Annotated in this window: 27 protein-coding genes; 15 read left to right on the top strand and 12 right to left on the bottom strand. The window is 37.7% G+C overall.

What is annotated here, in order from left to right; genetic code table 11:
• The coding region (locus tag AC6F8J_RS10030) for an LPXTG cell wall anchor domain-containing protein (RefSeq protein WP_500723062.1) at positions 1-108 on the top strand (108 nt) is incomplete at its 5' end.
• Between the two features lie 80 nt (positions 109-188).
• Here AC6F8J_RS10030 and AC6F8J_RS10025 read toward each other — a convergent pair.
• From AC6F8J_RS10025 to AC6F8J_RS10015, 3 genes are read right to left on the bottom strand one after another with little or no spacing between them, the layout of a single operon-like run.
• Positions 189-1,568, bottom strand: coding sequence for an efflux RND transporter periplasmic adaptor subunit (locus AC6F8J_RS10025; protein WP_500723060.1), 1,380 nt, complete (start codon positions 1,566-1,568; stop codon positions 189-191).
• Entirely contained in the window at positions 1,568-3,925 is a 2,358-nt protein-coding gene (locus AC6F8J_RS10020) for an FtsX-like permease family protein (protein ID WP_500723058.1), read from the bottom strand. Before AC6F8J_RS10020 ends, AC6F8J_RS10025 begins: the two co-directional genes overlap by 1 nt.
• Positions 3,922-4,632 carry an ATP-binding cassette domain-containing protein gene (locus AC6F8J_RS10015; protein ID WP_500723056.1) on the bottom strand — a complete coding sequence of 237 codons (711 nt, stop codon included), beginning with the start codon at positions 4,630-4,632 and terminating at the stop codon, positions 3,922-3,924. Before AC6F8J_RS10015 ends, AC6F8J_RS10020 begins: the two co-directional genes overlap by 4 nt.
• 164 nt (positions 4,633-4,796) lie before the next feature.
• Between AC6F8J_RS10015 and AC6F8J_RS10010 the strand changes: the two genes are divergently transcribed.
• Both AC6F8J_RS10010 and AC6F8J_RS10005 read left to right on the top strand, forming a co-directional pair.
• A complete protein-coding gene (locus tag AC6F8J_RS10010) occupies positions 4,797-5,711 on the top strand; it encodes an alpha/beta fold hydrolase (RefSeq protein WP_500723054.1) in 915 nt (304 codons plus the stop codon).
• 27 nt (positions 5,712-5,738) lie between these two features.
• Positions 5,739-6,086 carry a metalloregulator ArsR/SmtB family transcription factor gene (locus tag AC6F8J_RS10005; RefSeq protein ID WP_500723052.1) on the top strand — a complete coding sequence of 116 codons (348 nt, stop codon included), beginning with the start codon at positions 5,739-5,741 and terminating at the stop codon, positions 6,084-6,086.
• Between the two features lie 84 nt (positions 6,087-6,170).
• On the opposite strand, the gene AC6F8J_RS10000 is transcribed toward AC6F8J_RS10005, so the two are convergent.
• From AC6F8J_RS10000 to AC6F8J_RS09990, 3 genes are all read right to left on the bottom strand, one after another.
• Positions 6,171-8,072, bottom strand: a complete 1,902-nt coding sequence (locus tag AC6F8J_RS10000; protein WP_500723050.1) for a DUF2207 family protein — start codon at positions 8,070-8,072, stop codon at positions 6,171-6,173.
• A gap of 69 nt (positions 8,073-8,141) precedes the next feature.
• Positions 8,142-8,330: a hypothetical protein gene (locus tag AC6F8J_RS09995; RefSeq protein WP_500723048.1), complete on the bottom strand. Its 189-nt coding sequence runs from the start codon at positions 8,328-8,330 to the stop codon at positions 8,142-8,144.
• A gap of 39 nt (positions 8,331-8,369) precedes the next feature.
• The gene (locus tag AC6F8J_RS09990; RefSeq protein WP_500723046.1) at positions 8,370-9,770 is read right to left on the bottom strand and encodes an MFS transporter; all 1,401 of its coding nucleotides are present in this window, start codon (positions 9,768-9,770) and stop codon (positions 8,370-8,372) included.
• A gap of 257 nt (positions 9,771-10,027) precedes the next feature.
• Between AC6F8J_RS09990 and AC6F8J_RS09985 the strand changes: the two genes are divergently transcribed.
• A complete protein-coding gene (locus AC6F8J_RS09985; protein ID WP_500723044.1) occupies positions 10,028-11,086 on the top strand; it encodes a nitronate monooxygenase in 1,059 nt (352 codons plus the stop codon).
• Here AC6F8J_RS09985 and AC6F8J_RS09980 read toward each other — a convergent pair.
• A complete protein-coding gene (locus tag AC6F8J_RS09980) occupies positions 11,081-12,208 on the bottom strand; it encodes an HD domain-containing phosphohydrolase (RefSeq protein ID WP_500723042.1) in 1,128 nt (375 codons plus the stop codon). The two genes, AC6F8J_RS09985 and AC6F8J_RS09980, sit on opposite strands and share 6 nt — an antisense overlap.
• A gap of 329 nt (positions 12,209-12,537) precedes the next feature.
• Between AC6F8J_RS09980 and AC6F8J_RS09975 the strand changes: the two genes are divergently transcribed.
• From AC6F8J_RS09975 to AC6F8J_RS09965, 3 genes are all read left to right on the top strand, one after another.
• Complete coding sequence (locus tag AC6F8J_RS09975) at positions 12,538-12,783, top strand: hypothetical protein (RefSeq protein WP_275841533.1); 246 nt, start codon at positions 12,538-12,540, stop codon at positions 12,781-12,783.
• Between the two features lie 110 nt (positions 12,784-12,893).
• Positions 12,894-13,808: an aspartate carbamoyltransferase gene (gene pyrB, locus AC6F8J_RS09970; RefSeq protein ID WP_500723040.1), complete on the top strand. Its 915-nt coding sequence runs from the start codon at positions 12,894-12,896 to the stop codon at positions 13,806-13,808.
• 1 nt (position 13,809) lies between these two features.
• On the top strand, positions 13,810-14,232 hold the full coding sequence (locus tag AC6F8J_RS09965) for an aspartate carbamoyltransferase regulatory subunit (protein WP_500723038.1): 423 nt from the start codon (positions 13,810-13,812) through the stop codon (positions 14,230-14,232).
• 55 nt (positions 14,233-14,287) lie between these two features.
• On the opposite strand, the gene AC6F8J_RS09960 is transcribed toward AC6F8J_RS09965, so the two are convergent.
• The 4 genes from AC6F8J_RS09960 to AC6F8J_RS09945 form a co-directional block, all read right to left on the bottom strand.
• Positions 14,288-15,010 carry an ATP-binding cassette domain-containing protein gene (locus tag AC6F8J_RS09960; RefSeq protein ID WP_500723036.1) on the bottom strand — a complete coding sequence of 241 codons (723 nt, stop codon included), beginning with the start codon at positions 15,008-15,010 and terminating at the stop codon, positions 14,288-14,290.
• Positions 15,011-15,019: 9 nt separating this feature from the next.
• The gene (locus tag AC6F8J_RS09955; RefSeq protein ID WP_500723034.1) at positions 15,020-15,766 is read right to left on the bottom strand and encodes an ABC transporter permease subunit; all 747 of its coding nucleotides are present in this window, start codon (positions 15,764-15,766) and stop codon (positions 15,020-15,022) included.
• Between the two features lie 18 nt (positions 15,767-15,784).
• Positions 15,785-16,585, bottom strand: coding sequence for a transporter substrate-binding domain-containing protein (locus AC6F8J_RS09950; protein ID WP_500723032.1), 801 nt, complete (start codon positions 16,583-16,585; stop codon positions 15,785-15,787).
• 143 nt (positions 16,586-16,728) lie between these two features.
• Complete coding sequence (locus AC6F8J_RS09945) at positions 16,729-17,646, bottom strand: methylenetetrahydrofolate reductase (RefSeq protein ID WP_500723030.1); 918 nt, start codon at positions 17,644-17,646, stop codon at positions 16,729-16,731.
• Positions 17,647-17,884: 238 nt separating this feature from the next.
• Here AC6F8J_RS09945 and AC6F8J_RS09940 point away from each other — a divergent pair, with 238 nt between their 5' ends.
• The 8 genes from AC6F8J_RS09940 to AC6F8J_RS09905 all read left to right on the top strand — a co-directional run bounded on the left by AC6F8J_RS09940 (position 17,885) and on the right by AC6F8J_RS09905 (position 24,752).
• On the top strand, positions 17,885-18,766 hold the full coding sequence (locus tag AC6F8J_RS09940) for an ADP-ribosylglycohydrolase family protein (protein ID WP_500723029.1): 882 nt from the start codon (positions 17,885-17,887) through the stop codon (positions 18,764-18,766).
• 417 nt (positions 18,767-19,183) lie between these two features.
• Positions 19,184-19,735, top strand: a complete 552-nt coding sequence (locus AC6F8J_RS09935) for a sigma-70 family RNA polymerase sigma factor (protein WP_500723027.1) — start codon at positions 19,184-19,186, stop codon at positions 19,733-19,735.
• Positions 19,728-20,480: a DUF4367 domain-containing protein gene (locus AC6F8J_RS09930; protein WP_500723025.1), complete on the top strand. Its 753-nt coding sequence runs from the start codon at positions 19,728-19,730 to the stop codon at positions 20,478-20,480. The genes AC6F8J_RS09935 and AC6F8J_RS09930 overlap by 8 nt, the downstream gene beginning before the upstream one ends.
• 71 nt (positions 20,481-20,551) lie before the next feature.
• Entirely contained in the window at positions 20,552-20,992 is a 441-nt protein-coding gene (locus tag AC6F8J_RS09925; protein WP_500723023.1) for a hypothetical protein, read from the top strand.
• 298 nt (positions 20,993-21,290) lie between these two features.
• Entirely contained in the window at positions 21,291-21,431 is a 141-nt protein-coding gene (locus AC6F8J_RS09920) for a hypothetical protein (RefSeq protein WP_500723021.1), read from the top strand.
• A gap of 730 nt (positions 21,432-22,161) precedes the next feature.
• On the top strand, positions 22,162-22,332 hold the full coding sequence (locus AC6F8J_RS09915; RefSeq protein WP_500723020.1) for a hypothetical protein: 171 nt from the start codon (positions 22,162-22,164) through the stop codon (positions 22,330-22,332).
• A gap of 382 nt (positions 22,333-22,714) precedes the next feature.
• Positions 22,715-23,908: an amidase domain-containing protein gene (locus AC6F8J_RS09910; RefSeq protein ID WP_500723018.1), complete on the top strand. Its 1,194-nt coding sequence runs from the start codon at positions 22,715-22,717 to the stop codon at positions 23,906-23,908.
• A gap of 109 nt (positions 23,909-24,017) precedes the next feature.
• A complete protein-coding gene (locus AC6F8J_RS09905; protein ID WP_500723016.1) occupies positions 24,018-24,752 on the top strand; it encodes a hypothetical protein in 735 nt (244 codons plus the stop codon).
• 111 nt (positions 24,753-24,863) lie between these two features.
• Here the strand turns inward: AC6F8J_RS09905 and AC6F8J_RS09900 are convergent.
• A partial coding sequence (locus tag AC6F8J_RS09900) for a transposase (protein ID WP_500723014.1) occupies positions 24,864-25,226 on the bottom strand: 363 nt, incomplete at its 5' end.

Here is a 25,226-nt window from a genome sequence, read left to right as displayed (position 1 = left end):
GAAGATGAAGAATTACCACAAACTGGTGGTATCCCACTAGAAGCATTATCACTTATCGGTGTTGCACTTACCGGCATCGGTGCTGTTCTAAGGAAAAAGAATTCATAAGATAAAAATATAATCAATAAGAAGAAGGGGTTGTCCAGTGGACAGCCCCTTCTTCTTGTTTTCTTGAATCTCTATGAAACCTATGACGACTTAGCCCTCACCCCAACCTTAAGGCCTTTCGCTTCTAGATCGGTAATGATAACTTCACCTTCTCCAACACCTTCTTCGATAACCGTGCGCCCAGTTAATTCATAACCAAGTACGACCGCCACCTCTTCTACCTTGCCATCTCGTATGGCCAAGACCATGTCTTTGTCATCTCTTTTATATAAAGCACTGTTAGGTAATATCAGTTTATCCGGTTCATTAAAAACAATGAACTTAACATCCACTTCATAACCTGTCTCAAGATACGCGTTGACCTCCGGCTCAATAATGACCAAAACCTTTCGTTCCTCTATACCTAGAGGCGATAACTCAACTGTAGCGTTATTTGCTACGTAAGTGATTCTACCTGTCAATGTCACTTCTCCCGAACGACGGTTATAGATTAATTCAACCACATCACCTTCACGAACATATTCAATGTCTCTGGTATTTACCTTGACACGAGTCTCTAAAGCCCCGTCTCCTATAAGGAAAAATGCCGGTTCCATACCACTGACACGGTTGGTGCCATCCACCATGATATCACTAATATACCCATCATGTGGGGCTTTGATCTCCAATTCTTCCGCTTGCGCTCTAATTCCTGCAAGGCTTGCCTCTGCACTGTCAATCATAGACTGATAATAAGCTTCTGTGGTGGTTAGACGATCTCTTTTTAGTGAGGCATCTATACTGCTGATTTGTGCGTGAATGGCACTTTTCATGCTGTTATAATAGTCTAATCCTGAAATTTTTGATACCTGACTCATTTGATAATCTGCTTCTAAGCCATTCACCATGGTCTTGAAATCATTAAATTCACTTTCAGCAATGATACCTTCTTCAAAAAGTAATCGATATTTTTCCAAATCATCAAGGCCTTGTTCATATCTCGCCTTACTCTGTGCTACTAGCATTGCTTCTAGTTCTCTCTGATCCTCTGTGCCTATTTCTGCTTCAAGTCCCTTTAACTGACCTAATAATTGAGCTCTAGTGAGCCTCATATTGTCCATACTTACTTGAACATCCACTTTGGCCCCGTTTTTTTGAGCCTGATATCCTTTAATCATTTCTTCCTGAGCCAAAATCTGCTGAATCATCTGAGTGTCGTCCATACTGGCTAACACATCCCCCGCCTTTACCTGATCCCCTCTTTTTACATGGATTTCTTTCATTTCGCCAGCCATAGCAGGGTATAAATAGATTTCTTTGTTATTGACCATATGACCTTTTTCAATAAAATAAATCTCCGACTGATCTTTAGCCAAGGTTAGGGTCTCAACCGTTAAGGGTTGAAAATAAGCATATATGAAATAACCCATGACAAATAGTGCTACAAGTCCAATACCTATGATTTTAATATGTTTTTTCATTATTCTCTCTCCTTTAACACTTCAACCAAGTCTAGTTTTTTAATGGCTTTTATTGATGTTAGGTTGGCAAACGCCACAGCCAACATACAACCTGCAGCTCCAACAAAATATGCATTGGTTGGTATTGTCGATGGCCACGCAAAGGCATCCACCTCGATGGCGTTAATCAACCCCTGATTCAATACCCGCGCAAAGGGTATGCCCAGTATAATGCCCACAAAACAAAGAATCCAATATTCAAAGCTCATAATCTCCTTCACTTCATTAATGTGAAGGCCAAGAACCCTTAAGGTGGCGTACTCTCTACTTCGCTCCGATAAAGATATAACCGCCGTGTTATAAATAATGGTAAATCCGATGATGATCGCAATAAATTGGAGCACTACAATGATAAAGTCATAAGAACCCAGTAGCGTTTCATAGAGTTCTAATGTCTTATCCTTACCCTCTACTTTACTCACTGAACCACTATATAAGAGTTCTTTTCTAATACCATCCACATCCTTTGATTGAACGATCAAGCTATTAAGCTTCATATCTTGATTTGTTAGTTCCGCCAAAAGAGATAAGTCAATATAAGCGCTAGATCCAATGCTTTGGCTCACCACTTCCGTAACATAGAGTGTCTGGTCCTGGGACATATAAGGGCTGGATATAACCACCTTATCGCCTTTTTTTACTTCAAGGTTTTTTGCCAGTATACTTCCTAGTATTACACCATCTCGGTTTAATTTCAAATTGTAGTTTCTCTCATCATCGTAGAGCTTATATAAATAGTTTCCTTCCTTAATTCCAATTAATGCTGTACCCGATTTTTTGAAGCCCTTGCTCGCCAAGACCGGTAAAGTTAATATCCCCTCCACGTAATCCACTTGATCCATAGCCATGGCCGACTGAACACCTTGAGCATATGGTACCGATTCATTCAAAACAATCTCACCATCATACTTTAGAACATGGGTGAATTGATTGTAAAACATCGTATCCACAAATCCATTCATCATGCCGATCATCACCATCATGCTATAAGAAAACACAATACCCATAACCACAAAACCCGATCTGATTTTATTACGTGTAATGTTTCGAACCGCCATAAAACCTCTACTATTTAGAATATGCTTTAGAAATGGAAAAACTTGAGTAATGTCTTTTTTTATCGGTCTTGGCGCTTTTGGTCGCATAGCTTCTGCTGGCTTAAGCTTTACTACATTTTTGGCTCCAAAATATGCGCCTACGCTGCCACCTATAATTGACATGAAACCACCTATATAATAATATCGATAATCTGTCACCACATTGCCTATGGGCATTTTGTAATAATCCAAATAAAACTGTATATAGGGTCCAATGCTTGCCACACTAATGAGTATGCCGACTATGGCACCTATGAGACCGGTTACAAATCCATAGAATATGTAATGATACAATATGGTTGTATTGGCATAGCCAAAGGCTTTTAAGGTTCCAATCTGTGTCCGGTCCTGCTCAATAATACGCTTCAACATAAGATACAAAACCACCGATGCCATAGCAACAAAAGTCATCGGTAGGGTGGTGGACATGGACCTTCCACTGGATATTTCTTCTTCCAGCATCAAATAACTAAAAAGATCATCACGTTCATAGAGCTCTATTAATCCATATTTTTTTAAAGCATGCTCCAGTTCATCTTTAACATCATCATAATCATAGCCTTCTTCGAAAGCAAAAGATAAGTCATTATAGAGACCTTCCATACCAAGCAGCCTCATAAGAACTATTTCATCCATATACGCTATATTGTACTTAGTTGTATCCGAAAAAAATTCATTTATATTTTCAACGATATAAACATACTCAGGAGAATAAATGGATCCTTGTACCGTAAAATCATAAGTTCTTTGCCTAATAATCATGGTTATACGATCACCCGGCACAAAGTCATAAGCCTTATAAAAATCATGACCAATCAGGATATCCTCTATAGAATCCAGATCATTGCCCTCCCTCATATAGGCATTGAGCCTTGTATTGTTTGTGTCCATTATCGTCGAAATAGTTTTTAGTTTAATAACATCATCAGGGTAATCCGGCATTACAACACGAAAAGTCTCTACTACTCTACCATCTACCTGGTCAATGCCCTCAATGTCTTCAAGATAAGGTAGTGCTGTTTTGGGAATCTGAGCCACACTGGCAAATGCATCGCCCAGACGTTGTTCTTCATAATAAGCGCCTTTACCTTTCTCGATCTCCAATAAAGCTGTATTCATAGTGGTATAGGTCCAAACACCTAAAGCCATAAGTATAATACAGGAAATATAAGCTTTCTTATGCCGCAACATGGAACGAATGGCTTTCTTAATAAGAATCACCAGTTCACCTCCTCCGGATTCATGGGATGATCGTTTACGACAACTTTTTCAATGACACCGTCTTTAACGTAAAAAACCCGATCTGCCATGTCACCAATTGACTTATTATGGGTAATAATGGCCACTGTCTTTTTATAGTTACGGTTAAAAGCACGGAGTACTTTAAGGGCACCAATGCCTGTGCTCACATCAAGAGCGCCTGTTGGTTCATCACACAAGAGTATAGTAGGGTTTTTCGCTACGGCTCTTGCAATGGCCACTCTTTGTTGCTGTCCGCCAGATAATTGAGAAGGAAAATGATTGCCACGATCCTCAAGTTCGATTTCTTTTAATAAATCATCCACAGAAATGGCTTCATCCGACAAATCAGAGGCAAGAAGTATGTTTTCTCTCGCTGTTAGGTTTGGTACCAAATTATAAAACTGAAATACAAAGCCAATTGTTTCACGACGATACTTGGTTAAAGCTTTTTCATCTAGATCGCCTATCTCAGTTCCTTTATAATTTACTTTTCCATTTGTTGGGGTATCAATACCGCCGATGATATTTAAGATGGTACTTTTCCCAGATCCACTAGGACCTAAAATAACCACAAACTCACCTGCATATAGTTCCATATCCACACCTCTTAGGGCATGGACAACCACTTCGCCCATTTGATACTCTTTGGTCAGATTATGTACTTCTAGAATTTTCTCCTTATCCATTTTTGTTCAAACCTCCAAGCATATACAGTCTATGATTATCATATCATTTATTATATTTCATTACCATATCATTGCCATGTTATCTCGAAATAATAGGTTAAATGGTTGTGATTTTAGAGGGGTTGTTATAGAATGAAAGTATAGTGAAATAATGGAGGTGTTTGATGATGAAACGATTAGGATTTTTAACAATGGCATTAACAGGTGCTTATGGTGTACTGAGCTATCATGTCTATAAAAATGTGGCCAAGCCACAAATATTCACTCATGAAGAGGCCTATGACTTTGATATAAAACAAGGCAGCTACAATGATATACTGATTAGCAGTATGCCCAAGGAAGCTGTTATGATTCCATCTTCTTTTGGCTACGATTTGTTTGCCTACTGGATTCCATACAAAGGTGCTACTAAAACCGTTATTCTCTCTCACGGTATCACTTCCAACATCTTTGGCGCTTTAAAGTATTTTCAACTTTATTATGATTTAGGCTTCAATATTATCGCTTACGACCATAGAAACCACGGTGAAAGCGGGGGTAGGACCACTACCCATGGCTACTATGAGAAGCATGACCTTGAAGATGTCGTCTGTTGGGTCAGAGAAAAAGTTGGTTCTAATGGAATTATTGGTACTCATGGCGAATCTATGGGCGCTTCAATTGCATTACAGCACATAGCTACATATGACAACCTTGATTTTGTAGTAGCTGACTGCCCTTACGCAGATTTATTGACCATTCTAAAATACCGAATAAAAGTTGAAAATAAGTTACCTGTTTGGTTAGGTTTGTACGGTGCCTCCATTATCAATCGACTTATGGGGCAAGGTTTCTACCATGATGTATCACCCATCTCCGAAATGAAGCATGTCCATACACCCGTCTTATTCATTCATGGTGCCCAAGATCATTATATTCCTTATGAACACTCTGTGAATCTATATGAGCATAAACTAGAAGGTATTCGTGAGCTTTATTTGTCAACACATGGCGACCATGCTAATTCAATTATCGTTGACAATGAACATTATACAGATGTTGTCTATGATTTTCTTAAGCAAATAGGTTTGAAGAAATAATACATCATAAACCAAGGAGGTAAATGCATGCACCATTCAAAATGTTGTGCCGATGAAGGTTTTGTTGATCAAGTAAAAGAAGCCCTCGAAGTCCCTGAGACTTTGGATGCTTTAGGTGATTTTTTTAAGATTTTTGGCGATGCTACAAGACTGAAGATTCTTAGTGCTCTACTTGAGGGGGAAATGTGTGTCGGAACCATCACAGAAGTCTTAGAAATGTCCCAATCCTCTGTGTCTCACCAACTGCGCATACTAAAAAGGGCAAGACTTATCAAATCTAGAAAAGAAGGTAAATGGGTTTATTATAGTATCAATGATGAACATGTACAAGTCATATATGAAATGGGCCTTAGTCACATAAAAGAAAGTGACTAAAGCCCATTTTCCTTACTATCAAATAGCAAAGCTTTAATTATGCATATGTACAAAGAAGCGTGAGGCAGAGCCTCTTTTTTTCCTTTAATCCACGCCGCCACTTGAGCCACCGGAACCGCCACCAGCATCACTGCCACCAGAAGAAAAGCCACCACCGCCACCTTTGGATGCGGCTTTTTGAGCGATATTCACGGTATCTCTCATGGCTTCACTCATAGTTTTTCCAATATCATTAAAGCCTTCAAAATTATTATAACTTCTATTATAATAGGCTAAATATAGAAGTCTTGAATCATAATCCACCTTGGTAAGTTCGGGATACTTGGCATACAACTGCTTAAGTAATTTGCCTGCCACACCAAGAACCGTTGCATACACCAAGTATTTTTCCCACATAAATAACTCCGGTAATTCTTTTTGCTCAAAAGTCGTAAAGTCTGATAGAAATTCTTTAAAAGCCTGCCAGAGAGCCAACTCATTTTCACCCTTTTGAGTTAAAAGCTTTTTGGTCTTACCTCCAAAAATAATTGTAATCATAAAAGCAATAACACTGGCTATGGATATATAATATATTGGCGAATCCTCTAAGGCCTTTACCTGACTTACCAAGACCATAGGTAGGATCATTAAAATAACATAGATCAAAACATATGTGGTTGCAATTTTGGGTAATACATTACGTTTTGTCTCAATAAAGTCTCTGCTCTTAAGTTTACTGCTGACTTTGCTTTCAAAATCCAAGTAAAAATCATAAGCCTCGCTGTTTGACTTTTTATTCGAACAGTATTTCTTAATGCCTTTAAGTGTGACTGTTCCTGTCCCACCACCTACAGTTATAAAAACAAATTCCATCACTGCTCTTTCATGAGGTGCCAACTTGTCCCACTGGGTTAACTGATTGGTAAAAACCGTATCTCTCTTCTTCCCAAAAGTAGATGCCTCTTCCGTAATCGTGGCAAATATGGCCTTTTTATGAATCAAATCCAGTAATGTGGCGGAAATCTGATTGGAAGTATTTTCTTTACCACTATAATAATGCATTAACCTGTCTAATTCAGCCGGGTAGATGTCTGAGGGTAAATCCCTATAATAGCTTGGTGCCAATTCCGGCTTAAACCGCTTCAATTTGCTATGATATTGAATGAGCGTACCTATAGGTAAAAGGATGATTGCTCCGGACACCATAAAGGCTATAAGGTTTACGATACCATTGATTCTTCTTTCTCTAGTACTTTTTTCTGAAGCCTCATTTTCCATGTCACGTAGATCTTCGTAACGATTTTGATCTATTCTCAGATGCTCACCTTGTATAACTCCAAGGGGCATTAAAAAACGTGCCTCAATAAATACGCTGGGTGGTACATTTTTCATCTGAAGCTGAACTTTACGATCATCTATAAAAGATAAATCACCACCACTTGGTCCATGCGCCCATATCTCAGTGTTATCCTTATTTGCACCTTCCGGTAGATGGACCGTTACTGACAGATTCTTGATTTTATAGACATTGCTGCTGCTGACATACTTGTGAAAATAATCTACACAATCGTTATAGATTGTAGCCACTTCCGGTATGAAATAGGTTATTTTAAAAGTTTTTGTTGTTTTTTCATTGACTCTATAATACCACTCAACCCTCGTTCCGCTACCGGAAGGTTGCACTGCGTAGTAGCCCTTTGGCCTGTTGTTATCAAAACCTTCCATTTTTATAAAAGGCGTCTCACCATCATAGACCGCTACCTGATCAATAGAACCTTCAACATCTAAATAGCCTCTGGAGAAGTCACCCTGAAGAAATTCATAAGTACGATACTCTTCTATATAGGCTTTACCATCTTGCATTATTATCACTTCATAATGTAGATCTTTTAATATGGATTTCCTGCCATCAGAATTTAGAATACCTTGCTGATTTTCATAGACACCTACCCCTATCAAACCCACAATAAGCATTAAAAATAGCGTCAATAAGAACTTTTTAATCACCCTATCCACCTCATTCTTCAAGATTATGGTAAAGTGTCAAAACCATATAATTCGACACCTTAGTTCCGTCTATATAACTTCCGTTTGATCTTCAACAGTTTTATTTTTCTCAATATAAATGTCCAATGCTTTAATGGCTCTAAAAGCAACCTTGATACCCAACACCACAATAAATATCGATAGCCCAACAAGGGTTATCATAAAAAGTGCATAAATAATTATAACAATTGAAAATCCTATACCTGCTGCTGCGTTCATCTTTCTTCCTCCTCTTCATATATTCATGTCAAAATTCTACTAACGTGTTGCCATAGCTTCAATGGCTTTCTGAATCGCTTCTGCTTTTTCTTTTGTCATATTGTAGCGTTTATAAAAATGATAAGCCATCACTAAAGCCACCAGTGTACCAAAAGCGACCATAAGGCCCAAACCGATAGCCGTTGCCGTCGGTTGAACGGTGAGACTTGAATCAAAGCCAACCAGATCTAAAATAATCCCAAGTAAAAATATAGCAACCGATTGAGAAATCTTATAACTAAAGGTCAAACCACCATAATATAAGCCTTCAGATCGATGACCGGTCATCAGTTCTTCTTCATCCACCGTATCTGCAATCATGGAAAATGGTAGCGTAATCAAACCACCAATACCGATACCGGAAGGAATAACATAAGCCATCATCCATATTGGATGGGCAATGACATAATCTCGAAACACCACCAACACAATAAAAAAAATGGAACTTACAATCGATAGCTTAACAGCTAACAACGCTGAGGTTCTTTTGTCATGCCTTTTTGTATACGCTACCCAGAACTGTTGAGAAAGCACACTAAGACCAAACATGACCCCAAAAAGGATACCAATACCATAATTGTTAATTTTAAAGGTATAGGTATAGACATGGAGCCCAACCGCACCCACAATTGCGGTTGCAATGTTTGCAGATAAATAAGCCCCCGCAACATATAGATAATTCTTATTTTCAAGAATGACTTTGAATTCCATAATCATGAGCTTAATCGTGCTCTTCTTAGTCACTTTTGTATTTTTGGGCAAATAAGGTATATATTTTAGCGTGGTAACAGTAGCAATACCAGCACAAATCAAAACAATCAGAGATAGACTGATACCCAACTGCTGATAAGCTAACGGATTCAACTGACCTAGAGGGTACAAAGGCGTCGGTTTAAAATAAAATACCATACCGACAACAGTGGTAAAGGCAACACCAAGAATAAAAAATACGGTTCTATAGGCCTGAATGGAAGTTCTTTCATGATAATCACTGGACAATTCAGCGCCAAGAGCGTTATAAGGTGTAACTAAAATGGTCATAAAGGTTTTGACCATCATGACACAAATAAACAGAAGAAATACTTTTAAGTTGTAAGACCAAGAAGGGTGAATACTCCATAAGAGTCCGTTAAAAATCACCAGTCCAAAGGTACCTACAATCATAAACAGATGTCTTCGGCCGAATTTTTTACTAGCCGCATAATCCGACATATGACCGATTAATAGATCACTAACGGCATCCCAAAGGACACTAACCGCTATTACCAGACCAATAATCGTTCCTGATAAACCTAATATCGTCGTTCCAAAAAAAACCAAATAAGATGTTAGTGCTTGTAATATAATGCCGTTTGAAACATTTCCAACGCCATACGTCAATTTATCCTTTGTATTAATCATACATACTCAACTTTCATAATTTTATGAGTTCAACCGACCCGTAGATTGTCGAAAAAAATGGGTACGACTCAGTATATCAAATTCCACTGTTTTATCCTAGGTATGTGTTTAATTTTTAACCTAAACTTAATCCATGGGTCATAATTTAGGTTTACAAAAAATTCATATTCATTACCATAAGAAATAGCTTTCAATACTACATGTTTTATGGTAGAATATAAAATAGTTTGACACTCAAAGTAATTAAGGAGATTCTTATGCATACAAAAGCACTGCAAATCGGAGACTTAACCATAAAAGTACCTATTATACAAGGCGGCATGGGCGTCGGTGTATCTAAATCCCGCCTAGCTGCAGCTGTGGCCAAGGCTGGTGGTGTTGGTGTTATATCTGGTGCCCAAATTGGTTATCTGGAAAATGACTTTAAATCTAACCCAATAGAGGCCAATAAAAGGGCTCTAAAAAATGAAATCATAAAAGCAAAAGCCAATGCACCAGAAGGGGTCATTGGTGTCAATCTTATGGTGGCCATGCAAAACTATGCAGAATTTGTAAAGGTTGCTGTTGAAGCCAAAGTGGATATGATTATATCCGGAGCCGGTCTACCACTTGACCTACCTGACCTCGTTAAGAATTCAAAAGTCAAAATCGTACCCATTATCTCTTCTTTAAGGGGTGCACAACTGATCATAAAAAGGTGGAAGAAAAAATACGATAAAACACCAGATGCCATTGTGGTGGAAGGTGCCAAAGCCGGCGGTCATCTTGGCTTTAAATATGAAGAGTTAATCGACGGTAGCAATCAAAGTTTGGTTGACATCGTTTCTGAACTAACGGCCCACCTTAAGGAAGTTGGACTTAAAATACCAATTATTGCCGCTGGTGGTATCTATGATGTTCATGATATCAAAGAAGTCTTGGATGCCGGTGCAGAGGGCGTGCAAATTGGTACAAGATTTGTTGTGACTGAGGAATGTGATGCTTCATATACCTATAAAAAAGCATACTTAGACGCCACAGAAGATGACATCAAAATCATGATGAGCCCCGTTGGTCTACCTGGACGAGCACTTAACAATCCTTTTCTAAAGCATGTAGAAGCCACACAGAAAGTTAAGATTGACCGCTGTTATAAATGTATTCATAAATGTAACCCAGCCGAAACACCTTTTTGTATCACTAAGGCTCTTATTGATGCCGTTGAAGGACGAGTGGATGAAGGTTTGCTTTTTGTTGGTGCCAATGCCTTTCGTGTGAATGAAATGACCACCGTTCAAGCTATTTTTGATGAATTATCCCCGGCTTTTGCCTTATAAAGTCTTAATAATGGTTAGTTTATAATTTTCATGGGCCATTAAATCGATATTCTTAAGGTCATCTAACTTTTTGTTTTCTTCTATTACTTTCAAGATGGGTCTAAGTGGGTTATTTACATTATAGCCCACGACTACGGCCATCTCCTGATTAGAAAGCATTACATAACTGCCGATAGCATAAGGCACCACCCGCCTCACAAAACGTCTGGCAATGTCAATATCAAACAGGCCTGTTTCCCCTGAGTTACCCATAATATATTCAATGGCCTCACTGGGTTGGATAAATGTTCCATCAATACCTGATGTCATTTTATCATAAACATTGGCTACGGATACGATTCTTGCATTTTTATGAATTTTATTACCTTTTCTACCCATTGGATAACCTTCACCATTATAAGTCTCATGATGCTCCAAGATTGGTATGATACTGGCACCGGTTAACATGGTGTTTTCTTTAATAAATTCATACCCCAGCTCTACATGACTTTTATAGATCTTCTGCTCTTCTTCCGTAAAATCATCTTTATAAGTCCATAAGTTATGATCAATCATGGCTAGACCTATGTCATGCAGCATGGCACCAATAGCTAATTCCTTAAGATTGAGTCTTCCCAGCTTCATATCGATGCCTACAACTAAAGATAAGACAGTTACTTGAACAGCATGTTGATATAAGAAACCATTCATATTTTTAATATCCACAAGACCCACCATAGCATCTTTGTTTTTCCCTATATCTTCCATCATATCATCGATAATGCCACTAATCTGATTGAAATACTTTTGATCTGCCATCATGTTCAATCTTTTTTTTATGGATTTTTTTTCTTTTTGTAGCTCCGTTATTTGATTATGTAAGTCCATTTGGACCATTTCAAAGACTTGCTTCACTTCCCTAACCGCTTTGTTCCTAAGCTCTGGAGAAATTACATCTTGTATTTCACCTAAACTATAGTCATCTTTAATATAAACACTTATGATACCATTATCTCTAAGTTTTTCAATTAAGTTTTCAGACAAACTAACATTCGATTTAAGCAGTACACTGCCTCTTTCGTTATAAATTGTTTTTGCTACGATGCTATCATTTTTAAGAGAACCAATCGGTACCAGTCTCATAGTTTCACGCCCCACTACTCTTTCTAGTTATTTCTAATCTACATGGTTAAAGGGTCAAAATATATTTCACTAAATTTATATCTATTATAAGCGAACGCTTAACTATATAATTTTGACGACTTAATCATACTTTAAGTATACTAAACCTTAAGGATTAAGTAAACAGTTTAACACTTAACTCTATTTAAGTGTCTATATTCTTTATTTTACCCTATACATTTTATCAATCCAATGATAAAATGATAATAGCTTTCCTACCCCTCAACTTTTATAGTTCATCGGTTTGGACTTAGCCACTTCTGCGGATTATTCTTATTGGAGGCAATCACATGAATACGACAGACTTCTCACCCCTGATAACGGCCGAACCCATAGGTTTTATCGTTTATATCCAAAAAGATGGTGTCAACCTTACCTTTGCCGAATTTTGCAATGCATCTGAAATGGATGTACTGGACGTCATGAAGGTCTTGACATCCTCAAGTGGTTTTAAAGCTGAACCTACCGATGCTATCGGCTTTTTCTTATTTGAAGATAATGCCAACAGATTTGTTAGTGCCTTATTATCACAGTAACCAAAAGACGATGCGGCCGTATCGTCTTTTATTATTCATGAACAATGACACTTGCAACTGTTATAACGATACCTTTAATCTAGCACAGAGAGGCTAAAAAGGAGATAATTATGTTAAAAGGAAGACATCTAATTGAGTCCAATGATTTTTCTTTAGAAGAACAGGAAGAAATTTTTACACTAGCTGACCGGATTATGACCAATGAAGTCAACTATCTGGAGGCTTGTCGGGGAAAACTGCTTTCCACCCTATTTTATGAACCCTCTACCAGAACCCGTTTTAGTTTTGAAGCCGCTATGCTTAGACTTGGAGGGCAAGTTGTAGGCTTTTCCGAGCCCAACTCATCCTCTGTTTCCAAAGGCGAAAGCATTGCCGACACCATACGCACCGTCGGTTGCTATGCAGATATTGCCGTCATCCGTCATCCAAAAGAAGGTGCGCCCAAATTAGCTTCCAAAAACGCTAATATACCGGTCATTAATGCCGGTGACGGTGGTCATCAACATCCTACCCAAACCCTTACGGATCTTTTAACCATAAGATCCCTCAAAAAGTCCATCAACCATCAAGTCATCGGTCTTTGTGGTGATCTAAAGTTTGGCCGAACCGCCCATTCATTGGTTAAGGCTCTAAACAAGTATGAAAATATCCGCTTTATCTTCATATCACCTACCGAGTTAACCATACCCGATTATATTCTTGATGACTTAGCGCTCGGTTCTTACGCTTTGACCGACAATCTAGATAAAGTCATCGACCAACTGGATATTCTCTATATGACTCGAATCCAGAAAGAACGTTTTTTTAACGAAGAAGAGTACCTAAGACTTAAGGGTTATTACATCTTGACCAAAAATAAGTTGACCTCTGCCAAGGAGGATATGATTATCATGCATCCTCTGCCAAGGGTGGACGAAATATGCTCCGATGTGGATGATGATCCAAGAGCCGTCTACTTCAAACAGGCCAAGTTCGGTATGTACGTTCGTATGGCTTTGATTCTAAAACTACTGGGAGGTGCTTAATATGTTAGAAATCACCGGAATACACCGTGGTATTGTCATTGATCACATTAAGGCCGGCCTTGGCTATAAGATCTTCAAAGAATTAAAGTTACAAGAAGTTGCTTATCCAACCGCCCTGATTCGTAATGTCCATTCCAACAAACTGGGTAAAAAAGATCTTATAAAAATTGACAATGTTATTGATCTTAATCTTAATATTCTAGGTCTCATTGATCCTAACTTAACCATTACCATTATTGAAAATGGTCAGGTTATTGAAAAGAAACAAATTAAGTTGCCTAAAACCGTGGTCGGTATTTTATCCTGCAAGAATCCTAGGTGCATCACCACCACCGAGCACAATGTCGATACCACTTTCCATCTGGTCAATCCGCAAACCAAAGAGTACCGATGTGAGTTTTGCAATACCCGTGCTAAATTATAAATCATTAGCAAATAAATGAAAAAGTGCTGTCAAAAGCACTTTTTCTAATTTCTTTTTATGCAAAACTTAAAACTTTACCTAAAAACGCTTGTAAAGCTTCTGTTTTTGGTTTTTCTAATATATCTTCACCTTGCTCTACCACTTGACCTTCGTCCATGAAAATAACATAATCTGCAACATGCTTTACAAAACCTATTTCATGGGTGACCAGTATGACATCTTTCTTCTCGTCCACCAACTTCTTAATGGCATACAAGACTTCCCATGTTAGAACGGGATCTAGAGATGATGTGGGCTCATCCAAAAGTATGATTTCCGGTTTTATAGCCAAAGCCCTTGCAATAGAAGCCCTTTGAGATTGACCCCCACTGATTTGATGGGGTAACTTATCTTTATGCTCCTCTAAACCAAAGTAAGTAAGTAGCGTTAATATTTCCGATGTAAAGACTTCTCTTTTTTGGCCGTGTACTTTTTCAAGTATCAGACTGATATTCTCGAAAATAGATAAATGAGAGAAAAGATTGTGATCTTGAAAAACAAAGCCCACCTTTTTCCTATAGTCTCGGATATCTTCCCGACTCATCCAATCATTATTGATGGCTATGTCGCCACTTTCAAAGGTTTCAAGACCTGCAATCAACCTAAGTAATGTGGATTTACCGCTACCGGACGCACCAATCAAAGCCAGCACTTGAACGTCTTCAATATCCATGGACATGTCGTTTAGAATGATCTTGCCATCGTATTTTTTCACGAGGTTGTCGATTTTAAGTTTCATAGTTACACCTCAGTTCTTGTAGTTCAAGCGTACTTCCAGATAGCGTACCAATTTGATTAAAGGTATGGTGATCAGTAAGTAGCCAAGGGTCATAATTAGAAAACCTTCTCGGTTTAAATAGGTGTTAGCAATAACATTGTTTACCCGATTATAATATTCACTTGTACCCATAAAGGATAAGAGTGCACTGCCTTTGATGGTTAAGGCAAACTGTCCGGCCAAGGGCGGAAGAATGCTTATAATGACTTGTGGGAAAACAATATGCCTATATGTTTTGAACTTGGTAAATCCAAACATCTTAGCGGTCTGCCATTGATTAATGTGAATGGATTCGATGGCACCTTTGTAGATGTCCGATACATAGGCCCCAATATACAGTCCCAGTGTTATCGTACCTACCAGAATCTTGGATCTAATCTCAAAAGCATTGCCAATATAATAGTAGGCAACAATGGCAATAACCAATAAAGGTGTTCCAAAAATAATATTCTTATGTATGACGGCCAGATAATGCAACACAGAAAAATTCGTCTGCTCCATCAAGTATAGAATTAAGCCAATGAAAAGGGCCAATAACAAAGCTATGAAACTAATGTAAATGGTTATCAGCCAACCTCTAAATATGAAAAAGCTATATGCGCCAAAGGGTTCAAAATTCCAAGCCTTACCAATATCTTTTGTCATGACATAATAGAAAAACACGCAATATATAACCAGTGCTGCCACAAACCCAAATGTCTTTCTCATGTTTTTCATATAATTACCTCTTTTTCTCTAGAAGAAAAAGTCTAAGCCTTGATCTTCGAATTCTTTGATTTTATCCTCTAAAAACTCAGCGCGAATGGCATCATAGGTGCCATCTGTTTTGGCTTTTTGGATGAAATCATTTAACTGTTGCTTGAATTCATCATCCTCACCTTTTCGAAGGGCAATACCCCAGCCTTGGGTATTTGGTAATGGTTCTAGGATGGCTACTGTCGTGTCAGGATAGTTTTCTTGATGTCTGATAATCGACAATGGGTCATAAATAAATACATCCGCATTACCTTGGGCTACTTCAAGTACTGCGGTTACTTCTTCCTCCAAAGTCAACACCTGAGCAAGAGGTGCATTCGCCGCTGCCCATAGAGCACCTATGGTACCCGACTTTGAAGCAATAATCACCTCCGGATCATTCAAATCTGACGGCGACTTCACTTTAGAATCTTTATGAGCCAACATCATGAGTTGACTGGTGGTATAAGGATCTGAGAAATCAACAATCTCTTGACGTGCTTCTGTAATGGTCATAGAGGATATGATGATATCAATGCTTCCTGATTCAAGAGCAGGAATCAAGCTTGGATATGGGGTATCAATAATCTCAACCTTCATGTCCAGATATTCCCCTAAGGCCTCTGCTAATCGAACGGAAGCACCTGTTGGGTTACCTTCTTCATCAACAGTCTCAAAGGGCGGGTATTTAAGTTCCATGCCCACCTTTAAGATTTCCTCTTCTTTTGCACATCCTGCTATAACCAAAACAAGTATACCGACTAACGTTAAAATACCTATTAATTTTTTCGTTTTTTTCATAAAATAACCTCCTAAATTCAATCGTGCTCGATGATTTTTCTTAAATGAAAAGCCTTCTAAAAGGCTTTATTGATAATCATTATTGTTTGTATTTATCTAGATTATACTGTTACCGCTTACATCTGTCAAGGGTTGGTTTATAATTATTTTTGGAGCTTAACAAAAGCAGTAATCTCTTTGGCAAGTAAAATTGAAGCTTCTATTTCTTCCTTACGTATGGAAACGCTCTCAATATTACAACCAATCGGTATGCCTTCTGCTTTGGCAATCTTCGTTAGTTCCTTGTAGATTACGGTAATCAACTGAATGGACTTGGATAACATCTCTTCTGAAGTCAGCAAAGTATTTTCCAGCCAAGAAGGCACACTTATGCCTAACCATTTAATGAATTTTAATGTTTTAGCCGAACCACAGGGTGTTAATGTAAAAATAATCGGCACCATGTCCATCTCATGTTTCAAACAATACTGCTTATAATCGAGTAGGAATTTTTTGGAGGCTTCCAAGTCATAGACGGCTTGAGATACAAAAAAACGACAGCCTTTGGACATTTTGAAGCCAACCCGTTCGTCTTCATCACCAAGAAGTCTATGACGTTCCGGTATGGTGACCGCCCCAAGGAGCATATCTTCATTGTACTTTTGCCTAAGTTTGTAGGCCTCATCAAGCTTAAGTCCCACTTCCTGATGGGTTGATGCTGTCCCGACAAAAACAGTAAACTGATCTTCACCGTCTTTCAGCCATTCTACAAAGGCTTCTTCAATATAGTTGCCGACACACCGATAAACCACTCTAGGTACATTTAGTTCTTTTAAGTAGTGTCTAGAGTACAAGGATGGGTCTACCGTGTGAATGAATTCAAAAGGTCGTTCTTCATGGGTGCGCTCTGTTTCATCTTGTATATCATAAACGATGACACCATCTACATCCAGTTCTTTAATCCTGGCGATGTGTTTCTTGGAAATAGCTTCAATTTTCTCATCTGTATTGTTGGATTTTGGAGGTGTCAATCCGTAGAAAATCATACCGCTTTCTCTGTTGATTATTTTATCTCTTAGCATAATAACCCTCTCTATACGTTGACCATGGTTACAGTGTCAAGACCAATGGTCTGAACCATTACATACACTGTTGATTTTACCTTAGCCATTTATTATATATCAATTCACCTGATTTGAAAACCCTTCAATAACTTCCGTATTTTGATTGTAATTCTCATTTATCTCTTTTAAAATGAATTTAGTTGTGCTAGACTGAATCTATAACAATTCTTACCAACTTTTGAAAGGAGTTGATTTTATGCTAACCAACCGTCAAAAAGGCTTAATTTATGGTGCTTTCATCGGGGATGCCTTGGCACTCGGTCCCCACTGGATATATGATACTGATCTAATCGAACAACAATTTGCCCCCTTAACGGATTTTATGGAACCTGCCACCCCTTATCATTCTATTAAGGGTGCCGGAGATTTTACCCATTATGGTGACCAATCTCTCAGGCTTCTTAAACATCTCGCAAGCTATCAACGTTTTGATTTGGCAAATTTCAAGGAAGACTGGATAAATTTCATCAAATATAACACCCTCTATCTGGATCATGCAAGCAAAACCTCTTTAGATATTCTAACACGTGGTGATGGGTTCATCGGTTCTGATTCTATGGAGCTTGGTGGTCTTGTTAGAAGCGGACCTCTTTTTGCTCTAACCCATGTGACTGTTGATGATCTTCTAGCTCAAACCCATCTGACCCACAACAATGAGACCTTAGATGCCATCGTGCTTTTTACTTATCGGTTACTTAAGTATGTCTTATCCGGCAAGACCCCTTCCGAAGCCTTAGATCTGGTTTATCCGGAATCCTCTGATATCATTAAGGCTTATGTGGATCAAGCCTTAGCTAATATTGACCAACCACCCGTGCCTACCATCAAAGCCATCGGTCAAAGTTGTTCTGCTGAATTTGGACTCCCCGCTTCCATATATCTCATCCTCAAGTATGAGAATGATTTTGTTGAAGCACTGGTTCAAAACGCTTATGCCGGTGGTGATTCTGCAGCTCGTGGCATGTACATCGGTATGGTTCTAGGTGCTTATATGGGCTATGACAAGCTTCCTTCTAAGTGGATTGAAGACTTAAACGCTAAGGATACCATTAAGGAAGCTTTATCTGTTTTTGAATAAATAATACCCCTATATTAATGGGTCAAGCAAGTCTCTAAGTGATATAAGCTTAGAGACTTTTTTTGTTCTCTAGGAAAGTCTATTCTATGTTAATGCGTTGAAGCGTCGCATTAACGATCAAGGAAGTCTTTCCTGCCGGAACAATTTGCTTTGCAAAGCGAGGCGAAGCCTCTTTGTTCTTCTCTAGGAACTTCATGGTCACACATCTTCAGACAGTTCATATCACCGCACATGGATCAGATACGGCACTGATTCCTACAATATATATTAGCTTGATATGCGTTAAAAGTGTAATGATTTCTCATTTTGCCCCGTCTATAAAGTGAAGGGTGTTTTAACACATTATTTTTCCAAAGGACATGACCCTACTTCTCAAGTAAGTTATAATGAACTGTATAAAGCTTGAGGAGGCGGAGTATGTTAGTGTTTTTATTACTTTTAGATACCCAGCAAGAGCGTTCTGAATTCGAAACGCTTTACGACAATTACCATATGATGGTCTACAGAGCAGCCTATTCAGTACTTAAAGATGAATATCTGGCACAAGATGCTGCCCAAATAACCTTTCTGAAGATTGTCAGAAAATTTGATAAGGTTCGGTCGCAAAATGTACTCGATGAAAAAGGTTACATTTACAGAATGGCAATAAATGCCGCAAAGGATATGCTTGATAAAGAGCAACAGTTTGTAAATGCTGAAGATGATTTATTTGAAGGTCTTATTGATGATGACGTATTAATTGAAGATGCAATAATCAGGGTTGAGAACTATAGAGAGACCATCGCCCTGCTTGATGAAATTAATCCATCCTATGGGGAGATTATCTACCTTAAGTACTTCAGGGATTTAGACAATGGGGAGATTGGTGATCTGTTGGATCTTACAGTTAATGCAGTACGTGTTAAGCTGCACAGAGCAACCCATGCATTAAAAGAAGTGGTTCGAAAGGAGGCAGTTGCAAATGAGTAATCATGTAGAATCTATGGACGAACACCGTAAGAAGTCAATTCGAAAGCAAAATGAACTAATCCTCCATGAATTTGGACAACATTATTCTGAAAAACTGAATAATGAAGCAGATATATTGGCTGAAAAATATAAGGACCTCCCTGTGCCTGAAAGCCTTGATGAATGGTTTGAGAATTACTCGAAGGAGCTAAAGAAAACTGCTGAGCGGCGAAAACGAAATGCATTGGTTAAAAAGTATGCGACCAGAGCTGCAGCAGTTCTACTTGGCTTGCTCTTAACATCAGCCATAGTAACCATAAGCGTTGAAGCCTTTAGAATACACTTCCTGAATCTTTTCATTGAGTCCGATGAAGATCATAATAGGATTGATTATATTGAGTCCGAAATAAGTTTGAAATTACCGGAAGGTTGGAATGGTGTTTACTACCCTACTTATTTACCTAATGGCTATAACCTTCTGGATGCAGAAGCCAGTGAACATACGAAAATAGTCATGTTCATTAACCCAGATAATGAGTTGCTAATTTTAACACAAAATTCCAATAGCATGGGCATGAATATAGATAGTGAACAATCAGATATAGAGATGGTACCGATTAACGACAATGATGGCTATATGACCAATAAAGATGGCATGATCACCATCAGCTGGTCGGTTAATAGAACAGTTTTAACTCTTGAAGGCAGAGAAAAAATAAGTATCATGTTAAAAATTGCAGAAAAAATAAAAAAAGTTTCAGAATAAGTGTAATGTTTTCCTCTTTCCTCCCGTCTTCTAAGTGTAAAGATTAATTCACAGGACAAAGGAGGTAACTAATGAAACTGAAAACCATTCTATCACTCGCACTGGTTATGATGATTATTGCAATCCCCATGCCGGCAAATGGGAGGGAAAAACCATCTGAAGCAGACTTAAGTATTGATGTCACCGGACCGGAGTTAAGGTATGTGGATGTACAGTCACTGAAAGGTGATCTGGCTATATCTAGCAGTGGCAAAGCATCGGTGTTCGGAAACATTGTTGCACGGACCGCCGAAATGACAAGAGTTACATGTATCCTGAAGAATTACAGTAGTGGTAGCTGGTCGACTCATAAGTCTTGGACAGTTACAGAGAACTTCAATGTAGCCACAGTTATGGAAGATTGGTATGTTCCTAGTGGCTATTACTATAGGCTTTACGTTTATGGATATGCTTGGGTTGATGGAAATCTGGTTGACACACCGATTTACATTTCTGATACTATTTACTACTAATAATTTCCAGCAAAATGATAACTCAAAACGTAACATGTAAACTTTTGATGGTAAAACTCTCCCCGTCGAAGGCAAGGCATCAATTGATATTGGACCAGCACCTAAAATTTCTAGCAATGGAACATTTTCATTTATCACTGATGGATCATCTGGTGGTTTGACCTTACTTTCAAGTGAATATGAGGTATCCTCATCTAGTTCTCAGATAAAAATGACAGCGTTTTCAAATGATGGAGTTCATAGCTATACTTGCTATCTAGAAGAGAAAAAGTGGTGAGGTTGGACATCAATAAAGACAGTGACATATGCTGTTACAGAAAGTGAACTCGGTTATATATTTACAGGTCTGAGTACAGGAACAACATATAGATTCAGACTATCTAGTCCAGATGGTGAAGTATACGGATCCGGTTCAGTTAGCAATTACGTGCATCCGTAGTCGTCCATTAACTCAGACAACGTACTAATACGATATGACTTGTAGCAATAAACATCGTAGTGATACGTTGTAAAGGACAAATAACTTTAATACTTACTAATTCTACAATAGGAGGTGGAGTATGTATAGTAAGACCCTATCTGGTAGCTGGTTAAAAACAATAGTATTAGGCTTTATTCTGGGCTGTACAATTCTAATAATATATGTGTGGTTGACTGGGAAGTTTACGTTCTTTTCATTTACTTACCCGATACCTAGGTATGTAACCGATCGTTTTCCATTTGTAGTTAAAAGATTTCTTATCTCAGGTGTTGCGGGTGTAATCTGTTTGAGTATTTTAAAATATCTATATATGAAAAATGTGAGAAGCTGAATTTATTGCGGTCAAATGAAAAGGTATTTCCTGCTTCCTAGGAAGCAATAACTGGAAAGCTCAAGAATATTTAGGCATTTCTGGATACTTGGCTTCTGCATCCAACACATGATATCTCAACCACCTCAGTACATGCTGGCTCAAAAACTTTTTCTGCCTTAGTATAATCATCAGTTCTTTAGCATGATTACCATCAGCTGATCAGAAAAAAGTATTGCTGTGACCTTTGAAGGTACCGAAAAATCAGTATTATAATTAAAATTGCAAAAAAAGCTTCTGAATAAGTGTAATGTTTTCCTCTTTCGTCCCGTCTTTTAAGTGTAAAGATAAATTCACAGATACAAAAGAGGTAACTGAATGAAACTGCAAACTATTCTGTTATTCGTACTGATAATGGTGATTATCGCTATCCCCTTACCCGCCGATGCGAGGGAAAAACCAACTGAAAACATTGTCGGCATAAAAATAACTGAACCAGAGCTTAGATATGTGGATGTCCAATCTATTAAAGGAGATTTGGGTATATAAAGTAATGGGAAAGCTTCTGTCTTTGGCAATTTTTTGCTCGTACAGCCAAAAAGACTAGAGTCACATGCTATTTGAAAAGGTATGTAAACGGTAATTGGGTAACCTACAAGAGCTGGTCAAATACTGAATACTTAAATGTTTGCACTGTTCTAGAAGATCATTATGTTCCAAGTGGTTATTCTTATAAACTTTATGTTTATGGATATGCCTGGGTGAATGGTGTATTAGTTGATACACCAATTTTACCAATACAGTTTACTACCGAGAATGGATCTGTGGATGAGCAACTAATAGATTCCTCATACTTTACAACACTCTATCATATTATTATGACAATTACGTCACCGTTATAACCACTTTTTTCTGAAAGGAAAACACAAACATGATGAAAAAAATATTAATGAACTCAGTCACACTGTTTCTCTGTATTCTCATTATTAGTCAAGCTTCTTACGCATCATCGTCAATAGTTGAGAATCAGTTAATCAATGAATCAGAGGTTGAAAAACTTATATTCGATTATTTTGATATTCAGTTAGCAAGTTTAATGAATAAGGATACAAGAATGTCCACAAGACTTAATAAACTGATTAATACTAAAAACACAAGTGGAAAAGCTATTTATGATTACGAAACTGGAAAAATCGAATACCTTATTGCTTCTCACAAACTTGATGCTACTAGATTAGAGGCGTATGACCTTGGAGTTGAAATACAATCCAAAATAGAGGAAAAAAATGAAATGACACTCGATGTAGAGGTGACCTCTAGCATTAAATATAATTTTGTTGATAAACCCTCTCAGAATATTGAACATCATACACTAAGCCTTAATCTTATAAACAATAATTGGCTTGTTGTTGCCGATGATTATGAGACTGAATTTTTACTAGCGTTTCCGAAAAACACAGACTTCAAAAAATTAATTGACAATCTTGATTCAGAGTATAATGAATATATACAAGTAGTAGAGAATAGTAAGAAAAATCCTGTGAATGCTGACCACTCCACTAAAGGTGCGTATGATCCATTCACTTCAACTGAGCGAGGTGCTGGTGCTGCATATGCATTGTGGTACTCAGAAGATACTGGCGACAATACAACAGATAGTTACAATAATAGCCAGTTCAAAAGTTATGGTAGTAACGACTGTCAAAATTTTGTTTCACAATGCATCTGGTGGGGTATGGGAGGAAGAATCAGTTCAAGCAAGGATTATCCTATGACCAGTGTTTGGTGGGCTAATACATCTGGTGAGACCAGCACATGGAATTGGACTGGTACCACATACTTTAAATCTTGGGTTCAAGGTTCTAACAATAACAATATCGATGGTGTTGATTATTCTTATCCTACATATATTGAGAAATGTGACTATATCTACGTGCCAGGGCATGTCATGATTGTGTCAAATATTGTTGATTTGGATAGCGATGGATACGCCGATTGGAATGAAATTCAAATCTGTGCTCATACAAGTAATCGTAATGACCATAACTTGAAGGCACTCTATGGGGGTATATCATCACCTCCATCAAACATGGATTTTATGAAAATCTATGGGAAGTATAACTAAGAATATTTCATATGTTTATCAAAGATTGCCTGGTAGAATATAATTCATTAGGCAATCTTTATCTATTAAAAATGTTATAATGTTGATTACAAAATATTGGAGGTATGCAATGAAATATTATTTGATCGTTATAGTGATTGTAATTATTGTTCTTGTAGGTTGCAGCAGTCAGAAAGATTCTGCGGTAGAAACAGAGCTAAATCAGATGGAAATTGAGTCTTTACAGGACGAGCTAATAAATAGTAAGAGATTGATTAAAAATCTCAGGGATACAATCACAGATTTAGAAAAGACATCTAAGACAACTGAAGACCTATATAATTCACAAATCAATACATTACAAAGAGAAAACACAGATTTAAACGAATATATGATGATTGTTTATCGTGATGCTAATCTCTTTAGAAATGATATATATGAACTATTATCTATTGTAGCTACAGACAATGAATATCCATTCTATAACTTAGATTATTTGAATGATGAACAACGACAAGCAGTTATCGATGGTATTCAGTCGTCTGAAGGCGTCAATTACATGAGAGATGAAAGTGCTTTTGAAGAAATAGAGTTTTGGGGAGAAAGACCATATCCACAAACAATATTTTACATTCTTGGAATCTATCCCTCGACACCTATGTTCTATAGTAGTGAATATGACAATGAAGTGGTCCATTTGACATACAGATATTACCTTGCAGATGTACCAATAGATTTGGACGCTAACCGCGCTAATCAAAAACAATATCAATTAAGAAATTTTTTTGATGGATTAAATGAATATCACATTGTTATTGAGAAAGTTGGTAACCATTGGGAATGTGTTTATAATGGTCTTGGGTGATACTGAAGATATGTATACCATGAATATTAAATCTAGATACTATTGCATTACCGAACATTTGTACATTAGTAATTAGATGCAAATTTGATTGAAGTGTCATAATTAGATTTTTTATGCCACCATCGCTACCTGTTCTTTGACATTTTTGAAAAGCGTTAAGAAATATCTTGCTTTTTCTTTTTTGAAACAACTAACACCTAAAATTTGGGCTCTTTTGAGCATCCTTTTTACGTTGATTGCCCCTACTTTAAATGAAAACCATATTTTTGAGCGCACTAATCCTCTTATCGGCATATGGTCTACGTTATATCTTCGGCGCAACACAGATGGAAGCCCTTCAACACCATTTCTCTTTTTGGATAAAGAAATGTACTCATCTGATGATAGTTTTTTAAGATAAGCAGCACGTTGTACCATGTTTTCAGTTACCATTACAAATGATGATTTCTTTTGTAGCTTAGCACCACACTGTTC

Source organism: Petrocella sp., from assembly GCF_059865615.1.
The sequence above is the reverse complement of the archived record's forward strand: the minus strand, read 5'-3'. Positions and strand labels throughout refer to the sequence as shown.